Annotated in this window: 21 protein-coding genes and 3 tRNA genes; 13 read left to right on the top strand and 11 right to left on the bottom strand. The window is 55.9% G+C overall.

What is annotated here, in order from left to right; translation table 11 throughout:
- The first annotated feature begins 23 nt into the window (after positions 1 to 23).
- Positions 24 to 608: a L,D-transpeptidase gene (locus ACR0KS_RS13780; RefSeq protein ID WP_170388551.1), complete on the top strand. Its 585-nt coding sequence runs from the start codon at positions 24 to 26 to the stop codon at positions 606 to 608.
- Between the two features lie 50 nt (positions 609 to 658).
- Here the strand turns inward: ACR0KS_RS13780 and ACR0KS_RS13775 are convergent, their stop codons facing one another.
- Together ACR0KS_RS13775 and ACR0KS_RS13770 are read right to left on the bottom strand one after the other, a co-directional pair.
- On the bottom strand, positions 659 to 1,135 hold the full coding sequence (locus tag ACR0KS_RS13775; protein WP_170553651.1) for a fasciclin domain-containing protein: 477 nt from the start codon (positions 1,133 to 1,135) through the stop codon (positions 659 to 661).
- A 71-nt stretch (positions 1,136 to 1,206) separates the two neighbouring features.
- Entirely contained in the window at positions 1,207 to 2,058 is an 852-nt protein-coding gene (locus ACR0KS_RS13770; RefSeq protein ID WP_170566754.1) for a class I SAM-dependent methyltransferase, read from the bottom strand.
- Between the two features lie 141 nt (positions 2,059 to 2,199).
- On the opposite strand from ACR0KS_RS13770, the gene ACR0KS_RS13765 reads away from it, so the two are divergent.
- The 5 genes from ACR0KS_RS13765 to ACR0KS_RS13745 all read left to right on the top strand — a co-directional run bounded on the left by ACR0KS_RS13765 (position 2,200) and on the right by ACR0KS_RS13745 (position 6,994).
- Complete coding sequence (locus ACR0KS_RS13765) at positions 2,200 to 3,315, top strand: carboxylate-amine ligase (RefSeq protein WP_170566755.1); 1,116 nt, start codon at positions 2,200 to 2,202, stop codon at positions 3,313 to 3,315.
- 128 nt (positions 3,316 to 3,443) lie between these two features.
- Positions 3,444 to 4,586 carry an acyl-CoA dehydrogenase family protein gene (locus ACR0KS_RS13760; protein WP_170485515.1) on the top strand — a complete coding sequence of 381 codons (1,143 nt, stop codon included), beginning with the start codon at positions 3,444 to 3,446 and terminating at the stop codon, positions 4,584 to 4,586.
- A 7-nt stretch (positions 4,587 to 4,593) separates the two neighbouring features.
- A complete protein-coding gene (locus ACR0KS_RS13755; RefSeq protein ID WP_170566756.1) occupies positions 4,594 to 5,634 on the top strand; it encodes an enoyl-CoA hydratase/isomerase family protein in 1,041 nt (346 codons plus the stop codon).
- A gap of 3 nt (positions 5,635 to 5,637) precedes the next feature.
- Entirely contained in the window at positions 5,638 to 6,510 is an 873-nt protein-coding gene (gene mmsB / locus ACR0KS_RS13750; RefSeq protein ID WP_170566757.1) for a 3-hydroxyisobutyrate dehydrogenase, read from the top strand.
- Between the two features lie 94 nt (positions 6,511 to 6,604).
- Positions 6,605 to 6,994 (top strand): hypothetical protein, encoded by a 390-nt coding sequence (locus tag ACR0KS_RS13745; RefSeq protein WP_170566758.1) that lies wholly within the window; start codon positions 6,605 to 6,607, stop codon positions 6,992 to 6,994.
- 14 nt (positions 6,995 to 7,008) lie between these two features.
- On the opposite strand, the gene uvrA is transcribed toward ACR0KS_RS13745, so the two are convergent.
- The 3 genes from uvrA to ACR0KS_RS13730 form a co-directional block, all read right to left on the bottom strand.
- A complete protein-coding gene (gene uvrA, locus ACR0KS_RS13740) occupies positions 7,009 to 9,867 on the bottom strand; it encodes an excinuclease ABC subunit UvrA (protein ID WP_170566759.1) in 2,859 nt (952 codons plus the stop codon).
- Positions 9,868 to 10,044: 177 nt separating this feature from the next.
- A tRNA-Asp gene (locus ACR0KS_RS13735) sits at positions 10,045 to 10,121 on the bottom strand.
- Positions 10,122 to 10,166: 45 nt separating this feature from the next.
- Positions 10,167 to 10,243, bottom strand: a tRNA-Asp gene (locus ACR0KS_RS13730).
- 338 nt (positions 10,244 to 10,581) lie between these two features.
- Here ACR0KS_RS13730 and ACR0KS_RS13725 point away from each other — a divergent pair.
- Positions 10,582 to 11,319 carry a porin gene (locus tag ACR0KS_RS13725; protein ID WP_170388568.1) on the top strand — a complete coding sequence of 246 codons (738 nt, stop codon included), beginning with the start codon at positions 10,582 to 10,584 and terminating at the stop codon, positions 11,317 to 11,319.
- Positions 11,320 to 11,431: 112 nt separating this feature from the next.
- Positions 11,432 to 11,506: transfer RNA gene (locus ACR0KS_RS13720), tRNA-Val, on the top strand.
- Between the two features lie 100 nt (positions 11,507 to 11,606).
- Here ACR0KS_RS13720 and lon read toward each other — a convergent pair.
- From lon to ACR0KS_RS13705, 3 genes are all read right to left on the bottom strand, one after another.
- Positions 11,607 to 14,015 carry an endopeptidase La gene (gene lon, locus ACR0KS_RS13715; RefSeq protein ID WP_170566760.1) on the bottom strand — a complete coding sequence of 803 codons (2,409 nt, stop codon included), beginning with the start codon at positions 14,013 to 14,015 and terminating at the stop codon, positions 11,607 to 11,609.
- Positions 14,016 to 14,226: 211 nt separating this feature from the next.
- Complete coding sequence (gene tgt, locus ACR0KS_RS13710; RefSeq protein ID WP_170566761.1) at positions 14,227 to 15,357, bottom strand: tRNA guanosine(34) transglycosylase Tgt; 1,131 nt, start codon at positions 15,355 to 15,357, stop codon at positions 14,227 to 14,229.
- Positions 15,358 to 15,422: 65 nt separating this feature from the next.
- Positions 15,423 to 16,334, bottom strand: a complete 912-nt coding sequence (locus tag ACR0KS_RS13705) for a nucleoside hydrolase (RefSeq protein ID WP_170566763.1) — start codon at positions 16,332 to 16,334, stop codon at positions 15,423 to 15,425.
- Between the two features lie 175 nt (positions 16,335 to 16,509).
- On the opposite strand from ACR0KS_RS13705, the gene ACR0KS_RS13700 reads away from it, so the two are divergent.
- The 3 genes from ACR0KS_RS13700 (at position 16,510) to ACR0KS_RS13690 (ending at position 18,134) form a co-directional block, all read left to right on the top strand.
- Positions 16,510 to 17,400: an SPFH domain-containing protein gene (locus tag ACR0KS_RS13700; RefSeq protein WP_170566765.1), complete on the top strand. Its 891-nt coding sequence runs from the start codon at positions 16,510 to 16,512 to the stop codon at positions 17,398 to 17,400.
- A complete protein-coding gene (locus ACR0KS_RS13695) occupies positions 17,400 to 17,678 on the top strand; it encodes an NfeD family protein (RefSeq protein ID WP_170566767.1) in 279 nt (92 codons plus the stop codon). The genes ACR0KS_RS13700 and ACR0KS_RS13695 overlap by 1 nt, the downstream gene beginning before the upstream one ends.
- Positions 17,679 to 17,771: 93 nt before the next feature.
- A complete protein-coding gene (locus tag ACR0KS_RS13690; protein WP_170566769.1) occupies positions 17,772 to 18,134 on the top strand; it encodes an SUF system Fe-S cluster assembly protein in 363 nt (120 codons plus the stop codon).
- A 52-nt stretch (positions 18,135 to 18,186) separates the two neighbouring features.
- Here ACR0KS_RS13690 and ACR0KS_RS13685 read toward each other — a convergent pair whose 3' ends face one another.
- The gene (locus tag ACR0KS_RS13685) at positions 18,187 to 18,615 is read right to left on the bottom strand and encodes a hypothetical protein (RefSeq protein WP_480693245.1); all 429 of its coding nucleotides are present in this window, start codon (positions 18,613 to 18,615) and stop codon (positions 18,187 to 18,189) included.
- Between the two features lie 96 nt (positions 18,616 to 18,711).
- Between ACR0KS_RS13685 and ACR0KS_RS13680 the strand changes: the two genes are divergently transcribed.
- Positions 18,712 to 19,077 (top strand): HesB/IscA family protein, encoded by a 366-nt coding sequence (locus tag ACR0KS_RS13680; RefSeq protein WP_170388582.1) that lies wholly within the window; start codon positions 18,712 to 18,714, stop codon positions 19,075 to 19,077.
- A 215-nt stretch (positions 19,078 to 19,292) separates the two neighbouring features.
- Positions 19,293 to 20,042, top strand: a complete 750-nt coding sequence (gene tpiA, locus ACR0KS_RS13675) for a triose-phosphate isomerase (protein ID WP_170566771.1) — start codon at positions 19,293 to 19,295, stop codon at positions 20,040 to 20,042.
- Between the two features lie 173 nt (positions 20,043 to 20,215).
- Here the strand turns inward: tpiA and ACR0KS_RS13670 are convergent, their stop codons facing one another.
- Both ACR0KS_RS13670 and ACR0KS_RS13665 read right to left on the bottom strand, forming a co-directional pair.
- On the bottom strand, positions 20,216 to 21,592 hold the full coding sequence (locus ACR0KS_RS13670) for a TRAP transporter large permease (protein ID WP_170388586.1): 1,377 nt from the start codon (positions 21,590 to 21,592) through the stop codon (positions 20,216 to 20,218).
- On the bottom strand, positions 21,592 to 22,269 hold the full coding sequence (locus tag ACR0KS_RS13665; RefSeq protein ID WP_170566773.1) for a TRAP transporter small permease: 678 nt from the start codon (positions 22,267 to 22,269) through the stop codon (positions 21,592 to 21,594). The genes ACR0KS_RS13670 and ACR0KS_RS13665 overlap by 1 nt, the downstream gene beginning before the upstream one ends.
- Between the last annotated feature and the right edge of the window lie 104 nt (positions 22,270 to 22,373).

Below are 22,373 nucleotides of genomic sequence, written 5' to 3'. Positions count from 1 at the left end.
AGGCAACATTGTCAAATCCCCGTATGACCCGCCGCACAGCTTTGTTGGGCGCTGCGTCCTTGCTGGCGACGCCTGCACTCGTGCGCGCCCAAAGCACAGATGCGTTTCCCGAAACCGAGGACGCGATCAGCACGCAGTTGCCTGTCCGACGGAATGTATCCTCGTTCTCGCAGCAGAACTGGCAGGATCACTTTGACACATTAGGGGTTGGCTGCCTGTTGGCCGATATCACCAGCCGTGCCGTACATTACTGGGGTTCGGACGGTACTTACAAGCTGTACCCAAGTTCCGTTCCCATGAGCGAAGAACTGACCAAGCGTGGCTACACCGAAGTGGTACGCAAGCGCGAAAACCCAAGCTGGACGCCAACCGCATCCATGCGCGAACGCGACCCATCGCTGCCCGTCCGTATAGAAGGTGGGGAACCCGGAAACCCACTGGGCACCCGCGCGATGTATCTGGGCTGGCCTGCCTATCTGGTGCACGGAACGCATGACACGCGTAAAATCGGGCGTCAAAGCTCATCGGGGTGCATCGGTCTTTATAACCAGCACGTCGAGGAATTGTATCCTCTGGTTCAAGTCGGAACCCAAGTTCGACTGGTCTGACAAAAAGCCCCGGCCACATGGACCGGGGCTTTTTTTGATCTGGTGAGTGGTTACTCAGGCAGGATCACTGCGTCCACGACATGAATGACACCGTTGCTTGCTTCGATGTCTGCTTGCACGACCTCTGCGCCGTTCACTTTAACGCCATTCTTGGCATTCACGCTCAGACGATCGCCCTGAACGGTCAGAACCTTGGCGCGCTTGCCGGCAATATCACCCGACATCACTTTGGCCGGAACCACATGGTAGGTCAGGATTTCAACGAGTTGATCTTTGTTCTCAGGCAGCAGCAAGGTTTCTACGGTGCCTTCAGGCAGGGCGGCAAAGGCTTCGTCGGTCGGCGCGAAAACCGTGTAGGGTCCGTCCCCTTTGAGAGTATCGACGAGACCGGCAGCTTGCACGGCTGCGACCAGTGTGTTGAACGACCCAGCGGACACAGCGGTATCTACAATGTCGGCGGCCTGAGCCTTTACGGGCAGTGTCAGTGCGATTGCGGCGGCAGCGCCCATGAAAGTGCGGCGGAACATGGCTGTTAACTCCTCTCCAGCGTTGTATGGAAAGGGGTACGGGCCTCTGCGGAAGCCGGATCACAATGAGATCAATTTTCTTTTAGCTGTACCCAGATACTCTGGGCCCGACCGTCCTCTAGGAAAGGCAGGGCTTCCACAGCGTCCGGGCGATCCTGTTGCAGGTAATATCCCGGCCAAAGCATTGAAAAGGCGTCAGATTGCAACAGGGCGTGCAGCATATACTGCTCGCCCCAACCCGGACAATCGTAGAAGAACCGCTTGGGATATTCGTAGGGCAAAAAAACATCGTGCACGTGGATGACGACGCCGGGTTTCAGGTTCGGAATGATCCGGCAGAACAAATGCGCGACGTCATTGCTCATGCGGACAACATGGCTGGAGTCGATGAACAAAACGTCACCGGATTCGAGCTGATCGAATACCGACGGATCAACGTCTTCCAAACGCTTTTGCTCGAACTGGTCCACCACATGCGCGATGTCTGCGCGCGGAAACGGGTCAATCGCGGTGATCTGCGTTTCCAGCCCCCCATCGATGATCGCCTGCCGCGTCACGCGTGTAGAATTCCCACAGCCGACTTCGATCACCCGTTTGGGCTGAAACCTGCGGATCATCAGATACAGCGCGTCTGCGTCGGGGCTGTCGTAATACCCGTTTCCAACACGATACCCAGTCTGATTGCGCGCGGGATCTTTCAAAGCGTCCAGCGCGCCCGCGTGCTGACGGTATTCCTCGACAAACTGAGTGATGTCGAACTTATCCATCCCAGGTGAAAGCGCATAGGCAGGGCGGGTCAGCCCCCCTGCCCGCTCAAACGCTTCGAGACGGGCGCGTTCTTCGCGCTCTGTCACCTTGTCGATTAGTTTTACTCCAAACCGGTCAAGCACCGCATTCAGCCGAAGGAATTTCCTGGGTTTCAATCGAAGACTCCGGGTTTGGATTTCATTTGATCCTGTCCTTACATTTTGAGGCAGGCACTCCGCAAGCGCCTCGCGGGTAAACACTTGGCAAAAATCCAATTTCCGTATTCACTGGTCCGACAATCAACCACGAGGGCCGCCATGCAGCAGGATTTCACACTGGGCATCGAGGAAGAGTATCTGCTGGTTGACCGTGACAGTCTTGAACTTGCCGAAGCCCCCGAAGCCCTGATGGAAGCGTGTCAGGCGGATTTTGAGGGGCAAGTCAGCCCGGAATTCCTGCAATGCCAGATCGAAGTCGGCACCCGCCCCCACACGACGATCAGTTCTGCCCGTGAAGACCTGAGGCGGCTGCGCACCTGCGTCGCGAGCCGAGCCGCGGAATACAATCTGGCGCCAATCGCGGTGTCTTGCCATCCTTTCGCGGATTGGAAGAAACAGCATCACACGCGCAAGGATCGTTATGACGCTTTGCACCATGCGCTGGGCGGTGTCGCGCGCCGTATGCTCATCTGCGGGATGCACGTGCATGTTGGCGTCGAGGACCCGGCTTTGCGGGCCGACCTGATGCCGCAGCTTTCATATTTCCTGCCACACCTTTTGGCCCTGTCTACGTCTTCGCCCTATTGGAACGGCGAGGATACCGGTCTGTCGTCCTATCGCTTGACCGTTTTCGACAACCTGCCCCGCACGGGTCTGCCGCCAGTGCTGGCAAGCTGGGCGGATTACGAGCGGACCACCGGGATACTGGTAGAACTTGGTATTATCGAGGACACCTCGAAAATCTGGTGGGACTTGCGGCCGTCTCATCGCTTTCCAACGCTTGAGACCCGAATTATGGACGTTCAGCCACGCTTGGAACATACCCTATCCCTGGCCGCGATGGTGCAAGCGTTGACGCGTATGCTGTGCCGTTTGAAGGATCGTAACCTTCGGTGGCGTCAATACGACCGCTTTCTAATCGGAGAAAACCGTTGGCGCGCGCAGCGTTACGGCGTTGGTGAAGGGATGATAGATTTTGGCGATCGGTCTATCAAACCGATGCCGGAACTGATGGGTGAGCTGATGGGATTGCTTGCCGAAGACGCCGAGGCGCTGGGAACCATGACCGAACTGGCCCGCCTTCAGCAGATCGCCCAGAACGGGACATCGGCCACCCGCCAACGCCGGGTTTATGCAGAAGCCACAGCCCGAGACGAAGATCCCGGAAAAGCCGTCGTCCGGCACCTGATCGAGGAATACCACGCGGATCTCTGACTGTACGTTCCGCGAATATATCCCAAAATGTTGGCACCCGATTGGGTAATTGCTGACCGTGCAAAATTTCTGTAAGAATTCGGAAATAAACACTTGTTCAATTCATCCGGCGGCGTGGGAGGCAAGCCATGGATTTCGCAATGACCGAAGAGCAAACAGCGATCTTCGATATGGCCTACGACTTTGGCCAGGAACACATCGCCCCATACGCGCGGCAGTGGGAGGCCGACGGGACGATCCCCAAAGACCTTTGGCCCCGCATAGGCGAACTGGGGTTCGGAGCGCTCTATGTCTCGGAAGACGGTGGTGGATCGGGCCTCAGCCGATTGGACGCCACTTTGGTTTTCGAGGCACTGTCCATGGCCTGCCCCTCTGTCGCGGCCTTTTTGTCGATCCACAACATGTGCGCCAAAATGCTGGACAGCTTTGCCAGTGACGAGTTGAAGTCGCGCATCATGCCAGAGGTTCTAAGCCTGAACACCGTCCTAAGCTATTGCCTGACAGAGCCGGGTTCGGGATCGGACGCCGCCGCGCTCAAGACCAGGGCCGCCCGCACGAATGAGGGCTATACTCTGAACGGAACCAAGGCTTTCATTTCGGGCGGCGGATATTCCGACGCCTATGTCTGCATGGTTCGCACGGGTGAGGACGGGCCAAAGGGCATTTCGACAGTCTATGTCGAAGACGGAACGCCCGGCCTGAGCTTTGGTGCGCTGGAACAAAAAATGGGATGGAAAAGCCAACCCACCGCTCAGGTCCAGTTTGATGACTGCAAGATTCCGGCCGGGAACCTTGTCGGCGTCGAAGGCGACGGATTCAAGTATGCCATGATGGGGCTGGACGGCGGTCGCCTGAATATTGCGTCATGTTCGTTGGGCGCGGCGCAAACCGGGTTGAACATGACCTTGCAGTACATGTCCGAACGCAAGGCTTTTGGGCAATCCATCGACCAGTTTCAGGCCTTGCAGTTCCGCCTTGCCGATATGGAGATTGAATTGCAAGCCGCCCGCACGTTCCTGCGTCAGGCTGCGTGGAAGCTGGATCAGGGCGCGCCGGACGCGACAAAGTTCTGCGCGATGGCAAAGAAATTTGTGACCGAAACCGGCTCAAAAGTCGTGGACCAATGTCTGCAGCTTCATGGCGGTTATGGTTATCTGGCAGATTACGGGATCGAAAAGCTTGTCCGCGACCTGCGCGTCCATCAGATTCTGGAAGGGACAAACGAGATCATGCGCGTGATCGTTTCGCGCCAAATGCTGGCCCAACGCTGAGGACCGTATGTCTGACATCGAAATCCGTACAGAAGGCCGCGCCGGGCGCATTACGTTGACCCGGCCGCAAGCCCTCAACGCACTTAGCTACGACATGTGCATGGCCATTGATGCCGCAATGCGGAACTGGCGTGAGGATGACGCAGTCGATCTGGTCATATTGGACGCCGAGGGGGAAAAGGCATTTTGCGCAGGCGGTGATATTGCCGAACTGTACGACACCGGCACAAAAGGCGATTTCGACTATGGGCGGAAATTCTGGCGGGATGAATACCGGCTCAATGCTCTGATCTTTGAATACCCGAAACCGGTTGTCAGCTTCTTGCAGGGCTTCACGATGGGTGGCGGCGTCGGGATTGGATGCCACGGCAGCCATAGGATCGTTTGCGAAACCAGCCAGATCGCTTTGCCCGAATGTGGTATTGGACTGGTTCCAGACGTTGGCAGCTCGTTGATGCTGTCATTGGCTCCGGGACGATTGGGCGAATATCTGGGCACTACTGGCTATCGGATGGGGGCCGGCGACGCGATTTATGCCGGGTTTGCAGACACGTTCATTCCCTATTCCCAATGGCGAGACGTCATTGAACTTCTTGAGGCTTCGGGTGACCCCGAGGTGCTGACCAATCACACAGAATCTCCGCCAGAAGGCAATTTGGCGAAACTCCAAGCTGAGATCGATATTGCTTTTGCAGGTGAAGGGCTGGGCGATGTTCTGAACACATTGGGCAACTTGGACACAGACTTTTCCGCCAGCGCATCGAAACTCATGGGCCGCTGCTCGCCGCTGTCTATGGCCTGCACGATTGAATTGATCCATCGTCTGCGCAGTCCCAGTCTGACAATCAGAAAAGCACTCGAGCACGAATATCGGTTCACCTTTCGCGCGATGGAACACGGTGACTTTCTCGAAGGGATCCGGGCCCAGATTATCGACAAGGACCGAAACCCGCGCTGGCGGCATCAGGATCAAGCCGTGCCAGCCGTTGATGTATCGAGAATGCTACAGCCTTTAGGCGGTGATACGCTGACATTCGAGGAGGAGTAACGAATGAAAATCGGATTTATTGGCCTCGGAAACATGGGGAATCCGATGGCGGCCAATTTGGTGGCAGCCGGACACGACGTAGCTGGTTTTGACACCGCCCAGGTTAGTATTCCGGGTGTCGAAATGGTTGATTCAGGGGCCGATGCCGCCTCTGGTGTCGAAATTGTAATCACCATGCTTCCCAACGGTCAGATTCTTCGTGCCGTCGCAGACGAGATCATCCCCGCGATGAGCCCGGGGTCCGTTTGGATTGATTGCTCGACCGTCGATGTGGACAGCGCGCGTGCCGTAGCAGATCAAGCAAAAGCTGTTGGGGTTCTGGCCGTGGATGCCCCGGTTTCGGGCGGCATAGGAGGCGCGGCCGCAGGTACTCTGACCTTCATGGCCGGAGGTAGCGACACAGCGTTCGAGAAGGCCAAGCCGTTATTCGACATTATGGGACAGAAGGCTGTTCATTGCGGAGAATCCGGCGCAGGCCAAGCCGCAAAAATCTGCAACAACATGATCCTCGGTGTCACCATGATCGCAACATGCGAGGCATTTGCACTGGCCGATAAACTCGGACTGGATCGGCAAAAGATGTTTGATGTGGTCAGCACGTCGTCTGGATATAGCTGGACAATGAACGCGTATTGCCCCGCACCGGGTGTAGGCCCGACCAGCCCGGCAGACAATGATTACCTGCCCGGCTTTGCTGCGGAATTGATGCTAAAGGACTTGCGCCTCAGCCAGCAAGCCGCTGAAAGCTCGGATGCAGACACGCCGATGGGACAGGTCGCAACCGCAATCTATGAGAAGTTCGTCGAGGACGAAGATGGGCTTGGTAAGGACTTTTCCGCCATGTTGCCGCGATTTGAAAAGCGAGGGCGAAAGTAGTCTGTCCCCATGGGCAGCTTCTTGCGCATTGGGTTGACCTGCCGCTTTCCGGCGGCCATCTATCTGTGAGAGCAGTCAATCCAAGGGGAATAAGATGCGGCAACGAATTGCGGTAATTGCTACAGTATCGGCCCTTGCCTGTAGTCCGACCATCGGTTTTGCCGGTAATGGCACTAACGGGCACGGTGACAACGTGTTCCGCGCGCCCAGCGAACCGATTGTCTTGGCCAAGGGGAAAGCAGGGCATTGCCCCCCGGGTCTTGCGAAAAAGGCCGTGCCATGTGTGCCTCCGGGACAAGTGAAAAAGCTGTACCGAACGGGAGACTACATTGATCGGGACTATCGTTGGGTCAATGACCCTTACCGCTATGGCTTGAACCGCAGTTGGTCCTATGTTCGCGCCGGAGACTACGTCTATCGCGTAGACCCTGAAACACGAAAGGTACTGAACCTGATTGGAGCGGTAGCTGACATTCTCTATTGAATGCCAGCTTCCGGCTATTCTGCTGCGACGCGCGCCCCCTCAAGCATCTGTTTAAGGTATCTGCCCGTGTGACTGCGGGCGACGTCAGCGACGTCTTCCGGGGTGCCTGTAGCCACGATTTCACCGCCCCCGTCGCCCCCCTCGGGACCGATATCAATTATGTGATCCGCTGTTTTCACGACATCCAGGTTATGTTCGATCACGACAACAGTGTTTCCTTGATCCACCAATTCATGAAGCACTTCCAGCAACTTACGCACATCTTCAAAGTGCAGTCCGGTCGTCGGCTCGTCCAAGATATACAAAGTCCGCCCGGTCGAGCGTTTCGACAGCTCTTTCGACAGTTTCACGCGCTGCGCTTCGCCACCGGACAAAGTCGTGGCTTGCTGACCCACCTTGATATAGCCCAACCCAACACGCGCTAGCGCATCCATCTTGTCGCGTATTGAAGGTACCGCTTTAAAAAATTCCTGCGCATCCTCCACGGTCATATCAAGCACATCCGCGATGGATTTACCCTTGAACTTAATCTCAAGCGTCTCGCGGTTGTAGCGCGCGCCTTTACAGGTTTCGCAGGTCACATAGACATCGGGCAGAAAGTGCATCTCGATCTTGATAACGCCATCGCCCTGACACGCTTCGCAGCGACCACCTTTGACATTGAAACTGAACCGGCCGGGCTTGTATCCACGAGCCTTCGCCTCGGGCAGTCCGGCAAACCAGTCACGGATTGGGGTGAACGCACCGGTATATGTCGCGGGGTTTGAACGTGGAGTTCGTCCGATCGGGCGTTGATCAATGTCGATGACCTTGTCCAGGTGTTCCAGACCCTTGATCGTTTCGCAGGGCGCCGGGGTCTGCCTTGCTCCGTTCAGGCGCATCGAGGCCGTTTTGAACAAAGTCTCAATCGTCAGGGTTGACTTCCCACCCCCGGACACACCCGTCACGCAAACGAATTTGCCCAATGGAAACTCGGCCGTCACATTCTTGAGGTTATTTCCGGTGGCGTTAACAACAGTGACCTTCTTCTGGTTTCCATTCCTCCGCTCTGTCGGAACCGAAATCTCCCGAGTTCCCGCCAGATACTGGCCGGTCATCGACGCCGCATCCGCTGCGATTTCGTCGGGTGTTCCTCTGCTGACCACTTGGCCGCCGTGAACGCCAGCGCCGGGGCCGATGTCGAACACATAGTCAGCCTCTCGTATGGCTTCCTCGTCATGCTCGACGACGATCACAGTATTTCCCTGATCCCGAAGGTTCTTGAGCGTTCCCAGCAACCTGTCATTGTCCCGCTGATGCAGGCCGATGGACGGTTCGTCCAACACATACAGGACACCGGTCAAGCCCGATCCAATCTGGCTGGCCAGACGGATACGCTGGCTTTCTCCGCCAGAAAGTGTTCCGCTGGAACGTGAAAGCGTCAGATACTCCAACCCCACATTGTTCAAGAATCCCAGACGCTCGCGAATTTCTTTTAGAATTGCGCGGGCAATTTCATTCTTTTGCACGGTCAGATGGTTTGGCGCATCTTCGATCCACGCCAAGGCTTCCCTGATCGACATTTGTACCACTTCACCTACATGAAGCCCGGAAATCTTAACCGCCAGAGCTTCGGGGCGCAGACGATACCCGTGGCAAGCCCCGCATGGGCGGTTGTTTTGATACCGTTCAAATTCTTCACGAATCCATGCGCTGTCGGTTTCCCGATAGCGGCGTTCCATATTCGGAATCACACCCTCAAAGCTGCGGGTGACCTGGTAAACACGCCCGCCTTCATCGTAGCGAAACTGGATTTCCTCATCCTCGGACCCGCGCAGAAACACCTGCTGCACCTTTTCAGGCAAATCCTTCCAGGGCGTGTTCTTGTCGAATTCATAGTGACGCGCGATTGCTTCGATGGTCTGCAGGAAATACGGAGATTTTCCTTTTCGCCATGGCGCTAGCGCGCCATCGTAGAGCTTTAGCGTCTGATCAGGGACTACGAGGCGTTCATCAAAGAACAGCTCGACTCCCAACCCATCGCAGTCCGGACACGCACCAAACGGAGCGTTAAACGAGAACAATCGTGGCTCGATCTCCGGGATCGTAAACCCGCTGACTGGGCAGGCAAAGTTCTCACTGAACGTGATCCGCTCGGGGTCGCCCTCACGTGGGACGGTTTCCAAAATCGCGATGCCATCGGCTAGATCCAATGCGGTTCGCAGACTATCAGCCAGCCGCGTTTCCATCCCCTCACGAACGACGAGGCGGTCAACCACAACGTCAATGTCATGTCGGAATTTCTTGTCCAATGTCGGAGGCTCATCCAATTCATAGAACTCACCGTCCACCTTGACGCGCTGGAAACCTTGCTTTCGCAGTTCAAGGAATTCTTTCTTGTACTCGCCTTTTCGGTCCCGAACGATCGGCGCCAAGAGGTATCCACGCGTACCTTCGTCCATCGTCATAATACGATCGACCATGTCCTGAACTTGTTGGGCCTCGATCGGAAGACCCGTTGCGGGGCTGTACGGCGTCCCTGCCCGAGCGAACAAAAGTCGCAGATAATCATAAATCTCGGTTACAGTTCCCACGGTCGAGCGTGGGTTTTTCGAGGTCGTTTTCTGCTCGATTGAAATTGCTGGCGACAAGCCGCTAATGTGATCAACGTCGGGCTTTTCCATCATGTCGAGGAACTGGCGCGCATAAGCTGACAGGCTTTCGACATAACGCCGCTGTCCTTCGGCATAGATGGTGTCAAACGCCAAGGAAGACTTGCCCGACCCGGACAGCCCGGTAATCACCACAAGCTGATCCCGCGGAATATCCACGTCGATGTTTTTGAGGTTGTGCTCGCGCGCGCCGCGCACCTCGATATTCTTCAGCTCAGCCATATTCGGCCCCCAACAGACAAGTGTCCTAGAAATAGGCGAGCGGCACTGAGTCTCCAACAGAAAAGTTAGAACAAAAAGAGAACTGTCGGATTATTGCCGATCACAACAGCCAAAATCCACGACAGCGCGTCGACCGGACATGAAGTTTAATCATCGAAGATTGTTATTGAGAATAAATGGCGCGGTTGACGGGGCTCGAACCCGCGACCCCCGGCGTGACAGGCCGGTACTCTAACCAACTGAGCTACAACCGCGCATCTATTTTCGTGGCCTTTGACCTGGACCAAGGATGGCAGCGATGGCGCGGTTGACGGGGCTCGAACCCGCGACCCCCGGCGTGACAGGCCGGTACTCTAACCAACTGAGCTACAACCGCCCGCTGCCCGTTCGTTGCTGAACGTTGGGGTGTATTATGGCTAGGCTCGGACATCGTCAAGCGGCGTTTTGAAGTTTTTTCCGAAATCCAGAATTTTCCTGATCCTAACATCGACCTCCCCACTGATGCAGGGTGTCGTCTGCGGTTTGGACGAGCGTTTAAAAGGCCGCGCGAACCAGTCGAGAGCGAATCTACCCATAGGTGTGTCTAGCACGCAACAACGGCACGATTTTCGACCGAGTCAGTACACATTCCCGAACCCTAAGAATACAGCAGCGCTTACCGGAGAAGTCTCAATTAGACTTCTGCGATAACAAAAAACATAACGGAGCAGAGCAATGAAAAAATTGTTCATTATTAGCGCATTATCAGCGACAATTACAGCAAGCCACGCCCAAGCGATTGAGGTCACTGGCGGCTATCTTGATTTGGGATATAGAACTTTTACCGACACCGATCTGGGTGATGCGTTCAACCTGAACGGTTCTGGTGAGCTGGCATTCAATCGTGCTTTCAGCGCGCAACTGGATCTGGGCGGCTATCGCTTTCAGGACCTGGGTGAAAACGCGACGAACTGGACGCTGCACGCAAATTGGCACACCAGCAAAAACGCCTCGTTCGGTGCGTTTTATGGACAAGAGAGCATCGATTCTCTTGATGTCGAATTCTACGGTCTGGAAACTGGCTTCGACGCAGGCCCGGCCGAGGTCGAAGGCTATATCGCGCGTCAACAGCTAAGCGATTTTTCAGACATCGACGGCAATATGTTCGGTGTTTCGGTTACCGCTGATCTGAACGACAAATGGGAGTTCACTGCCAGCTATGATCTGTTGAACGATGTGGTCGGTGCGCTGGATTTCGATCTCTTTGCACTTGGTGCGAACTATGCAGCCAGTGACAACGCAGAAGTATACGGAATCCTTGGGGTTGCCCATATCTCATCTCCTATCGTTTCAGGCAGCTCAAACGAAGCCTATATCGGCGTTGGCGTTCGCATGAACTTTGGTAACGAACGTGGGACCACGTTCGGCCGCCGCGGAGTGTTCGACAAGCTTCCCGGACTGCCCGGTCTGTAAGAATAATCGCCCCGGAGTTCATCTCCGGGGCGTTTTGACTTAAAGCGGCTTTGTAAAACAGATTTGGTCCCTCTTGCGGACATCAAAGACTCGCTGTAAGACGCCGCCCTACGGGTGATTAGCTCAGTGGTAGAGCGCTTCGTTCACATCGAAGATGTCAGGAGTTCAAATCTCTTATCACCCACCACCTTCCCTTTTTCAGGATCGCAACTAGACCTTTGGTTTTGTTGTCCCGAAAAAGAAAAAGGGCGAGGTCGAAACCCCGCCCAATCCATTAAGATCAAAGCTTAGTGCGTCGTTGCAGACGCCCCGGAACTATCCGTCGACTTGGCCGCTGCAGCCGCTGCTTCTTCTGCAGCTTCGTCCCATTCGATCGGCTCGGGCTTGCGCACCAGCGCTTGTTTCAGAACTTCGGACACGTGGGTTACGGGAATGATTTCCAGCCCCTCTTTCACATTGTCCGGAATATCCGCCAAGTCTTTCTCATTTTCCTCAGGGATCAGGACCGTCTTGATGCCACCGCGCAGGGCCGCCAGCAGTTTTTCCTTCAACCCCCCGATCGGCATGGCGTTACCGCGCAACGATACTTCGCCCGTCATGGCGATGTCTTTGCGCACCGGAATGCCGGTCAGCACAGACACGATCGACGTCACCATTGCCAGACCAGCCGACGGACCATCCTTGGGCGTCGCGCCGTCCGGCACGTGCACGTGGATGTCGAGCGTATCGAACTTTGGCGGCTTCACCCCGATCTGCGGCGAAATCGAACGAACATAGGAAGAAGCGGCGTCAATCGATTCCTTCATCACGTCGCCCAACTTACCAGTGGTCTTCATACGACCTTTGCCCGGCAGTTTCAGCGCTTCGATATGCAGCAGATCGCCACCGACCGACGTCCAGGCCAGACCGGTCACAACACCAACCTGATCGTCCTGTTCAGCCAGACCGTAACGGAACTTGGGCACGCCAAGGAAGTCATCCAGATTGTCAGGCGTCACCGTGACGGAATCGGCCTCCTTCTTGATGATCTTGGTCAGCGATTTCCGCGCGACCTTGGCGATCTCACGTTCAAGGTTCCGCACGCCCGCCTCGCGGGTGTAGGTACGGATGATCGACTGAAGCGCCTCATCGGTCAGCTCAAACTCCTTAGCCTTGAGGCCGTGGTTCTTGACCTGCTTGTCGATCAGGTGCTGCTTGGCGATCTCGGATTTCTCTTCCTCGGTGTAACCAGCCAGAGGAATAATCTCCATCCGGTCCAGCAGAGGCCCGGGCATGTTGTAGCTGTTCGAGGTGGTCAGGAACATAACATTGGACAGGTCATATTCGACCTCAAGGTAGTGATCCATAAACGTGCTGTTCTGTTCCGGGTCCAGAACCTCGAGCATGGCCGAGGCCGGGTCGCCACGGAAATCCTGCCCCATCTTGTCAATCTCATCGAGCAGGATGAGCGGGTTCGTGGTTTTCGCCTTTTTCAGCGCCTGAATGATCTTACCGGGCATGGACCCGATGTAAGTCCGGCGGTGACCGCGAATTTCGGATTCGTCGCGCACGCCGCCCAGCGAAATGCGAATGAACTCGCGCCCCGTAGCCTTGGCGACCGACTTACCCAAGCTGGTCTTACCCACACCCGGAGGGCCAACAAGACACAGGATCGGGCCTTTCAGCTTTTTCGACCGCTGCTGAACCGCCAGATACTCGACGATCCGCTCTTTGACCTTCTCAAGCCCATAGTGATCGGCATCCAGAATATCCTGCGCACGGCCCAAGTCCTTTTTAACGCGGGATTTGGTGCCCCACGGCAGCGACAGGATCCAGTCCAGATAGTTGCGCACGACTGTGGCCTCAGCCGACATGGGCGACATATTCTTGAGCTTCTTCAGCTCACCCTCGGCCTTCTCGCGCGCCTCTTTCGACAGCTTGGTCTCGGCGATTTTGGCTTCCAGTTCAGCAACTTCGTTACTGCCGTCCTCACCATCGCCCAGTTCCTTCTGAATGGCCTTCATTTGCTCATTCAGGTAGTACTCGCGCTGGGTCTTCTCCATCTGAGATTTCACGCGGGTCTTGATCTTTTTCTCGACCTGCAGCACCGACATCTCGCCCTGCATCAGGCCATAGACTTTCTCAAGCCGCTCACTGACGCTGAGGGTTTCCAGCAGTTCTTGCTTCTGTTCGACCTCGATGCCCAGATGACCCGACACAAGGTCTGCCAGTTTCGCCGGTTCGGTCGTCTCACCAACTGCGGTGAGGGCTTCTTCGGGGATATTCTTGCGCACTTTGGCGTAACGCTCGAACTCATCGGCAACGGTGCGAAGCAACGCTTCGGTTGTGGTCACGTCACCGGGAATTTCGGTCAGGTATTCCGCGCGCGCTTCAAAGAACTCATCATTTGTCAGGAATTCGTTGATCTGAACACGCGCCTGCCCTTCAACCAGCACTTTTACAGTGCCGTCAGGCAGTTTCAGCAGTTGCAGAACATTCGCCAAAACACCGGAGCGGTAGATGCCGTCTTCCGAAGGATCATCATCGCTGGGGTCGATCTGGCTGGACAGCAGAATCTGCTTGTCGTCCTGCATCACTTCTTCCAGCGCGCGGACGGATTTTTCCCGACCCACAAACAGCGGCACGATCATGTGTGGGAACACAACGATGTCGCGCAGCGGAAGTACGGGGTACGAGGAATTCAGAGGCTCGTGCATGCTCAATCCTTATCATTGGCAAGACGGCACCGGTCCCTCATCGAGGCAACGCCCGACCGTCTCCTGTTTGGACGATTAAGGTGGGGCTTCACCGCCCGTTTTCAACCTCACCGTCATTTGTCCCAATCAGAATGACCCGAGGTTTTTCGGACTGCAAGGCGTCGTGCCGATATATCCACGGATTTTACCACATGAAGGTGGCTCCGCGTCATTAAATCGGCTCAATATCCCCCTGCGCGCGCTGCGCGTGGAATTCGGACTGCCACGCCTGAAATGTTCCCGCCGCGATAGCGTCGCGCATGCCCTGCATGATTTCCTGAAAATAGTGGAGGTTATGCCAGGTCAGAAGCATCCCGGAAATCATCTCATTCGACCGGAACACGTGGTGCAAATATGCCCGGGAATAGTTTGAGCAGGCCGGGCACGTGCATTTCTCGTCCAACGGGCGCGGATCGTCTGCGTGACGTGCATTCTTAATGTTTACAACGCCATAGCGCGTGAACACCTGCCCCGTGCGCCCGGACCGAGAGGGAAGGACGCAGTCCATCATATCGATTCCACGTGCAACGGCGCCCACGATATCGTCGGGCTTTCCGACACCCATCAGATACCGAGGCATATCAACGGGCAGCATGTCCGGGGCAAAATCCAGAACGTCGAACATGGCCTCTTGGCCCTCGCCCACGGCCAATCCGCCAACCGCATAGCCCTCGAAGCCGATTTCTTTCAACGCTTCCGCCGATTCCTCGCGAAAGTCCTGTTCCAGCCCCCCTTGCTGGATGCCGAACAAGGCATGGCCCGGACGATCGCCAAACGCTTCGCGCGATCGTTCGGCCCAACGCATCGACAGGCGCATCGACTCCGCTATGCGATCGCGGTCAGCGGGCAATGCTGGGCATTCATCGAAACACATAACAATGTCGGACCCCAGCAACCGCTGAATTTCCATCGACCGTTCAGGTGTCAGCTCATGCCTGGACCCATCGATATGAGATTTGAAGGTCACACCCTTTTCAGTCAGCTTGCGAAGGCCGGCCAGCGACATGACCTGAAACCCGCCCGAATCCGTCAGAATGGGACGCTCCCAATTCATGAACTTGTGCAGCCCACCCAAGCGGTCGATACGCTCGGCAGTCGGTCGCAGCATCAGGTGATAGGTATTGCCCAGCAAAATGTCGGCGCCGGTCGCACGCACGCTTTCCGGCATCATTGCCTTAACGGTCGCCGCAGTGCCAACAGGCATGAAAGCGGGTGTTCGCACCTCTCCCCGAGGTGTATTGATCACGCCGGTTCTGGCCTTGCCGTCGGTGGCCGAAAGTTCGAATGAAAATCGCTGGGTCATGACTTCGCCCTCGGGGTCGCTGAACCGGGCAGCATTTGCCCGATCTGCCGCGCGTTTGCAACCCGTCAGGGCAAGGACGCAACCCGTTCGGTAAACAGCCTAACAACACCAGACCCGTCAACATTGTGGCAAACACGAACGGCTGGTCGGTCTTTGGCCGGGCTGGTTTTTCCCAGTTCCGCCCCGTCCACGGCCACTTGCAATCCAGTTTCAACCATCTCGAACATCGGTGCATGAGTGCACGCGATGACAGCGGTGGAATCATGCAGACCGCACCCTTCTAGCCCTCCGACGTCCCGGTAGAACCGCAGATAGAATTTCGAGATGTCACGAAGGAACGACCCCATGTCCCGAGAGTGCTGCGCCAAATCCTCGAAATCTGCGCTCGCGTATAATGTCTTTAGCGTTACATCCAAACCAACGACAACGGTTTCAGGCGGCGACGCGAAAACCTCATCCGCAGCAATGGCATCGTGATAGATGTTGGCTTCGGCGTGTTCTGTGATGTTGCCGGGGCAGTAAACAGCGCCGCCCATGATGACGAGTTGCTTGATATTGTGCCTGAATCCCGGATCAAGCCGCATCGCTGCGGCGATATTCGTCAATGGCCCAACGGCACAGACCACCAGCTCACCCTGATGCGCGCGCGCCATTTCAACCAAAAACTCAGCGGCGGTTGACGCGTGATTTGCCCCAATCTGGGGAATTTCGGTCAAATCGCCGAACCCTTCCGGGCCATGCACATGTTCTGATGGAATATGAGTGTCAGCGCCTAGCGCACAGGGCGCACCCTCTGCAACTGGAGCGTTCAGTCCAAGTTTATGTAGCAAAAACCGGGCGTTGCGACTGGATTGATGGACATGAGTATTACCGAATACTGTCGTTAGACCGACAAGTTCGATCTCGGGCGCGGCTGCGGCGTAGGCAATAGCCATCGCGTCGTCTATGCCGGGGTCTGTGTCAATAATCAGCTTCATCCCTGCCCGATAGCGCACTCAAGTCAGGATGCAAAGCGGCCACATATGGAAAATTCTCCCCCGCATCCCGGTCGTCAAAGATTTGCAAGAACGGCTGTTCGCTTCATACCAGAGTTGAAAATGTGCGATTCAATCCCCAAATGTATACTATCGTACACAATAATAGAGGACAGATATGGCCGAAGACCAGATTATCGGATTAATTTCGTTAAACATCATTTACCTGCTCGCCGCAATTCTAATAGTTGTCATCATCTTCAAGGGCATAAAGATCGTGCCTCAATCCGAGAAATACGTGGTCGAAAGGTTCGGACGACTGCACTCTGTCTTAGGCCCGGGAATTAACTTTATCGTTCCTTTACTGGATGTTGCGCGACATAAGATATCCATTCTTGAACGCCAACTTCCCAACGCGACCCAAGACGCGATCACCAAGGACAACGTGTTGGTGCAGATCGACACCTCGGTCTTTTATCGCATTCTGGAACCCGAAAAGACGGTTTACCGTATCCGCGACGTTGACGGCGCGATTGCGACGACGGTTGCCGGTATTGTGCGTGCTGAAATTGGTAAGATGGACCTTGATGAGGTGCAGTCGAACCGAGCACAACTGATCACGCGAATTCAGGAAAGCGTCGAAACCGCCGTGGATGATTGGGGAATTGAAGTGACCCGAGCCGAGATTCTGGACGTCAACCTAGATCAGGCGACCCGTGATGCGATGCTGCAGCAGCTAAACGCTGAACGCGCACGCCGTGCTCAGGTGACCGAAGCCGAGGGCCAGAAACGGTCGGTCGAGTTGCAGGCTGATGCCGAGCTTTATGCGGCCGAGCAATCCGCCAAGGCACGCCGCATCCAGGCCGAGGCCGAGGCTTATGCTACCGGCGTGGTCGCCAAGGCAATTCAGGACAACGGAATAGAAGCTGCGCAATATCAGGTAGCCTTGAAACAGGTCGAAGCCTTGAATGCTTTGGGGAATGGCACCGGTTCACAGACCATCGTTGTTCCTGCCAATGCTATGGAAGCCTTTGGTGACGCCTTCAAGATGCTGAAAGGAGGCCGGTAATGGCCGACCCGTTCTGGATGACATGGTGGATATGGCTTGCCGGAGCGCTCGCCCTTGGGATCCTCGAAATTGTCCTGCCGGGTTTCATCTTTCTTGGATTTGCGATCGGGGCGGCGATAACCGGGATTTTGCTGGCAATTCCTGGCATCTCGCCTTCGCTTCCCATCCTGTTGTTAATCTTTGCAGTATTGTCCTTGGTGGCTTGGCTGATTTTGCGGCGCATGTTCTCCCTGCCCCACGGACAAGTGAAGACCTTCAACCACGACATCAACGACTGACAATCGTGGCGCCCGTTTGGGCGCTACGGCACTACTGGACGCTGCCCTTGGCTTTCCCTATATAAATTATCAGGAAACAGACCCGAGGCACACATGACTCATCCGAGTGAACAGTTTGAAGGCACCCCTTTGATTGCGCCTTCAACCATCGAGCATCCCCTGTACGAAGCAGTGGTCGAGGCATGTCGGACGGTCTATGACCCTGAAATTCCAGTGAACATCTATGACTTGGGGCTGATTTACACGATCGACATCACCACGGACAACGCGGTGAAAGTGATCATGACTCTGACCGCTCCGGGCTGTCCTGTTGCCGGTGACATGCCTGGTTGGATTGTTGAGGCCATTGAGCCGGTTGCAGGCGTAAAAGAAGTCGACGTCGAACTGACGTGGGAACCACCCTGGGGCATGGAAATGATGTCCGACGAAGCGCGTCTGGAACTCGGCTTCATGTAAACACATGACCTACGGCTTTTAACAATGGCTGACGCGCTATGCGTCGGGCTGCCTACTGCGTATTGCAAGTTGCCTTAATCTCGTCCGCACGCTGGTCCAACTGTTTGACGTAGTCGCCCGACAACATTGTCAGCCTCTTTTTCTCTGTGCCTGTGACCAGCCCCAAAAGCGCCCCGGCTGGCGTAATGGCTATAGCGCTTTCCACTTGTTGATCTTCGGCGTGTTTTCTTTCAGCGGCGATCGCTCTGAGATCCCCTTCGGCAGTGGCGCAATTCACTGGGTGACGCGCCGTTTCGTCGGCGACGGACGCATCGCAGACCGCAAACGTTGCGGCAATCACAGATAAGGCAAGGTACTTCTTTTGACCTGTTTTACTGGGATTTTTCATGTTGCTTCGCCCTCTGAAATTCTTCCTCAAAACTTTGTTGAGGCTAAATCCAACACCCTGAGCAAAGCAACAGCAGACATCGAGAATTGCCATACCAACTGGAAAAGTTAGGTAAGCATGACTGCTATGTCTTGAGACTGGTACGACTCACCACTAGATTAGACACATCGTTGAAAGACGGAGATCACGATGTTCGGTATTCCCGGCAAACAAGCCGTGACCATAACGCCAAAAGCTGCTGCGCAGATCGTGCGCCTGATGGAATCAGGCGGGCACGCTGGCTTGCGCATTGGCGTCAAGAAAGGTGGTTGTGCCGGTATGGAATACACAATGGACTATGTTGACCAAGCCGACAGCAACGATGAGATTGTCGAGCAAGACGGCGCACGGGTCATGATCGCACCGATGGCGCAGATGTTCCTGTTTGGAACCGAAATTGACTACGAAGTCTCTTTGCTTGAATCCGGTTTCAAGTTCCGCAATCCGAATGTTGTCGATGCCTGCGGGTGCGGTGAGTCGATCAAGTTCGACGAAACGATTTCGGCCGAGCGGTAATCCTCCACAATGGAATTTCCGGAATGATCGCTCGCGAAGCGGGTTAGTCATTCACTCGAACGCCTACTGACGCAAGATGCTTTCGCGGGCAGTTTTGCGCCCTATCGTGCACCCTTAGCTTTGGATTTGCCAAACCTTCCGTAACCGGAATTGTCAGGGTGCGCTGGCGGTGCTATCCGATGTTCAAACAACGATTTAATTTGGGGGAACGTGCTATGCGGCGCAAACTGGCGGCAGGAAACTGGAAGATGAATGGAACCTCGGCAGCGCTGGGCGAGCTTGAGGTTTTGTCTTCTACGCACCCTGCCCCTACAGTCGACGTTCTGATCTGCCCCCCGGCCACATTGCTGCACCGCGCGGCAGGTTCCGTCAACGGATCGGAAATCCTGATTGGTGGACAGGATTGTCATGCAGCGACTTCGGGTGCGCATACCGGTGATGTCAGCGCCGAGATGCTGGTAGACGCAGGTGCCACCGCCGTCATTCTTGGTCATTCAGAGCGGCGCGTGGATCATGGTGAGCAGAACGAAGATGTACGTGCCAAAGCGCGGGTCGCAATGGATGCGGGGCTGAAGGTGATTATCTGCGTCGGCGAAAGCCTTGAACAGCGCGAAGCGGCCAACACGCTTGATATTATCGGCGGTCAAATGTCCGGTTCGATCCCGGATCAATCTACTGGCGAAAACCTAATCGTTGCCTACGAACCGATCTGGGCGATTGGCACAGGGAAAGTGCCAACGCTAAACGAAATCGGTGAGGTCCATGACTTCATGCGCGCCGGGCTAGAGCGTCGCTTCGGTGAAGGCGTTGGGCGCTCGGTCCGGTTGCTGTACGGCGGATCAGTCAAGCCGAGCAACGCCAAGGAGATTTTTGGTGTCTCCAATGTGGATGGTGCTCTGGTCGGAGGGGCCAGCCTCAAAGCGCAGGACTTTGGCGGTATTATCGACGCCTTGCAGTCGGTCTAAGATCAGGACGGCATTTTAGAAACTTCCCAGACAGATTCCTGACGTCCTAGAAAGACTTGGAAACCCAACAATTTGCGAGATTGCGGGGAGCCGACGCCTGAAAATCAGGTATCAAGGCGGGGTAGAAAAGAAAAAGCCGGACCGCTGCGGTCCGGCTTTCTCGTTGAGTTTGGCTAGTTCGTTATGATCTCTGGCCCCATAAATGTGTTGGGCAGGAAGGTCGATATCCACGGGATGTACGTCACCATGATCAGGAAGACGAACAGAACCGCCAGGAACGGCAGGGCTGCGCGGACCACGCCCATCATCGGCATGCCAGCCACACCGGACGTCACGAACAGGTTCAACCCGACCGGCGGTGTGATCATCCCGATCTCCATATTGACCACCATGATGATGCCCAGATGGATCGGGTCGATGCCCAGCTCGATGGCAATCGGGAACACCAAAGGTGCGACGATGACCAGCAGGCCCGAGGGCTCCATGAACTGACCACCGATCAGCAGGATCACGTTTACCACGATCAGGAACGTCACCGGACCAAGGCCCGCCGACAGCATGGCGCTGGCGATATGTTGCGGCACCTGCTCGTCGGTCAGCACATGTTTCAGGATCAACGCGTTGGCGATCACGAACAGAAGCGTGACGGTCAGTTTCCCAGCCTCGAACAGCGTGTGCTTGGTGTCGGGATGGATGAAGGCCGTAACCAGCGCATAGGGCTTTTTGATCAGCGGCAGGTTCGGTTGCCCCTCCTCCGTACTGAGCGGACCCATATCTTTGTAAACAAAGCTGGCGATCAGGAAGGCGTAGACGGCGGCCACAGCAGCGGCCTCGGTCGGGGTGAAGATACCGCCATAGATACCACCCAGAATGATCACGATCAGGAACAGGCCCCACCCGGCCTCACGCGCCGAGGTGAAGATCTCGCCCCAACCCTTCCACTCGCCCTTGGGCAGGTTCTTGACTTTGGCCATGACATAGATGGTGATCATCAGCATCAGACCGGCCATCAGACCTGGAATAACACCAGCAAGGAACATGCGCCCGACCGAAACTTCTACGGCGGCCGCATACACCACCATCACAATGGACGGTGGGATCAGGATGCCCAGCGTACCCGCGTTACAGATCACACCGGCGGCGAATTCCTTGGAATACCCCACCTGACGCATGCCCGCGATCACGATGGAACCGATGGCAACCACGGTTGCAGGGGAAGACCCCGACAAAGCGGCGAACAACATACAGGCGAACACACCCGCAATCGCCAGACCGCCGGGCAAGTGCCCCACACAGGCAATCGAGAACCGGATAATCCGACGTGCCACGCCACCTGTCGTCATGAAGGACGACGCCAGAATGAAGAATGGGATCGCTAGCAGGGTAAAGTGCCCCTCGAATGCCTCGAACAGCGTACCCGCGACCGAGGCCAACGAACTGTCGGAATAGATCAGCAGGAACAGTGTCGAGCTGAGGCCAAGCGCCACCGCAATCGGAACCCCGATCAGCAGCAGGCCGATGACCATTGAGAAAAGAAGAACGACGTCCATTAGTCATGCACCCCTTGTTGTGCGCGGACTTCTTCGATCTCGTCCTCGACTTCGTGGCTGGCGACAAGGCGGTCAGTTTCACCGCGCCAGATTTGTACTGCGACCTGCGAGAACCGGATCACCAGCAGCAGCATCGACACAGGCAGCACCAGATAGGGTACGACCTTGGGCAGCTTCTCGTAGCCCTCGCCATAGTTGATCAGGTCTTCCAAAAAGCGCAGAGGTGCGATCATCGGGATATCGTCAACTTCGTAGAAGCTCTGACTGCGTGCGCTTGTGTCGAAACCGGTCGGAAACCAGCGGCCCGAGGTCGGCGGCAGGTCAGCAAACACGGCCCAATAGTCATACGATCCCTTCAGCAACAGCAACGAGAAGACCAGACAACACGCCACCGAGATTAGCGCCAGAATACGACGCGGCGCAGGGGCCAGCATGTTCAGGATCGCGTCCACGCCCAGGTGCGCGTGCTTTTTGACCGCATAGGATGCGCCCAGAAGAACAAGCCAGCCGAACATGAACACCGTCAGTTCGAGCGCCCACAGGATATTGGAATTAAAGGCAAACCGAGCGATCACATTGGCAAAGGTCACGGCCGTCATCAGGCCCAGCAACACTGCGATCAGGGTTTCCTCGATATGGTCGATCAGCCCGCCTTGGCCGGGATTCGCACCAGACATCTTTCTGTCCCCACATTTTTTGTGATGAGTAATATTGGGGCGGGCACATTAAGGCCCGCCCGGGCCACGCGTCGATAACTCCCCAGTCCCCCGACGCGTGGCCT

It is taken from the genome of Ruegeria sp. BC7 (assembly GCF_056539165.1).
Note: the sequence above shows the minus strand (reverse complement) of the source record. Positions and strands in the feature narration are given on the sequence as shown.

Excerpts from the sequence above, each read along its gene's own strand:
- ACR0KS_RS13780 (WP_170388551.1), top strand. The coding sequence starts at position 24 with ATGACCCGCCGCACAGCTTTGTTGGGCGCTGCGTCCTTGCTGGCGACG.
- ACR0KS_RS13775 (WP_170553651.1), bottom strand. The coding sequence starts at position 1,135 with ATGTTCCGCCGCACTTTCATGGGCGCTGCCGCCGCAATCGCACTGACA.
- ACR0KS_RS13765 (WP_170566755.1), top strand. The coding sequence starts at position 2,200 with ATGCAGCAGGATTTCACACTGGGCATCGAGGAAGAGTATCTGCTGGTT.
- ACR0KS_RS13760 (WP_170485515.1), top strand. The coding sequence starts at position 3,444 with ATGGATTTCGCAATGACCGAAGAGCAAACAGCGATCTTCGATATGGCC.
- ACR0KS_RS13755 (WP_170566756.1), top strand. The coding sequence starts at position 4,594 with ATGTCTGACATCGAAATCCGTACAGAAGGCCGCGCCGGGCGCATTACG.
- mmsB (WP_170566757.1), top strand. The coding sequence starts at position 5,638 with ATGAAAATCGGATTTATTGGCCTCGGAAACATGGGGAATCCGATGGCG.
- ACR0KS_RS13745 (WP_170566758.1), top strand. The coding sequence starts at position 6,605 with ATGCGGCAACGAATTGCGGTAATTGCTACAGTATCGGCCCTTGCCTGT.
- uvrA (WP_170566759.1), bottom strand. The coding sequence starts at position 9,867 with ATGGCTGAGCTGAAGAATATCGAGGTGCGCGGCGCGCGCGAGCACAAC.
- ACR0KS_RS13725 (WP_170388568.1), top strand. The coding sequence starts at position 10,582 with ATGAAAAAATTGTTCATTATTAGCGCATTATCAGCGACAATTACAGCA.
- lon (WP_170566760.1), bottom strand. The coding sequence starts at position 14,015 with ATGCACGAGCCTCTGAATTCCTCGTACCCCGTACTTCCGCTGCGCGAC.
- tgt (WP_170566761.1), bottom strand. The coding sequence starts at position 15,357 with ATGACCCAGCGATTTTCATTCGAACTTTCGGCCACCGACGGCAAGGCC.
- ACR0KS_RS13705 (WP_170566763.1), bottom strand. The coding sequence starts at position 16,334 with ATGAAGCTGATTATTGACACAGACCCCGGCATAGACGACGCGATGGCT.
- ACR0KS_RS13700 (WP_170566765.1), top strand. The coding sequence starts at position 16,510 with ATGGCCGAAGACCAGATTATCGGATTAATTTCGTTAAACATCATTTAC.
- ACR0KS_RS13695 (WP_170566767.1), top strand. The coding sequence starts at position 17,400 with ATGGCCGACCCGTTCTGGATGACATGGTGGATATGGCTTGCCGGAGCG.
- ACR0KS_RS13690 (WP_170566769.1), top strand. The coding sequence starts at position 17,772 with ATGACTCATCCGAGTGAACAGTTTGAAGGCACCCCTTTGATTGCGCCT.
- ACR0KS_RS13685 (WP_480693245.1), bottom strand. The coding sequence starts at position 18,615 with ATGGCAATTCTCGATGTCTGCTGTTGCTTTGCTCAGGGTGTTGGATTT.
- ACR0KS_RS13680 (WP_170388582.1), top strand. The coding sequence starts at position 18,712 with ATGTTCGGTATTCCCGGCAAACAAGCCGTGACCATAACGCCAAAAGCT.
- tpiA (WP_170566771.1), top strand. The coding sequence starts at position 19,293 with ATGCGGCGCAAACTGGCGGCAGGAAACTGGAAGATGAATGGAACCTCG.
- ACR0KS_RS13670 (WP_170388586.1), bottom strand. The coding sequence starts at position 21,592 with ATGGACGTCGTTCTTCTTTTCTCAATGGTCATCGGCCTGCTGCTGATC.
- ACR0KS_RS13665 (WP_170566773.1), bottom strand. The coding sequence starts at position 22,269 with ATGTCTGGTGCGAATCCCGGCCAAGGCGGGCTGATCGACCATATCGAG.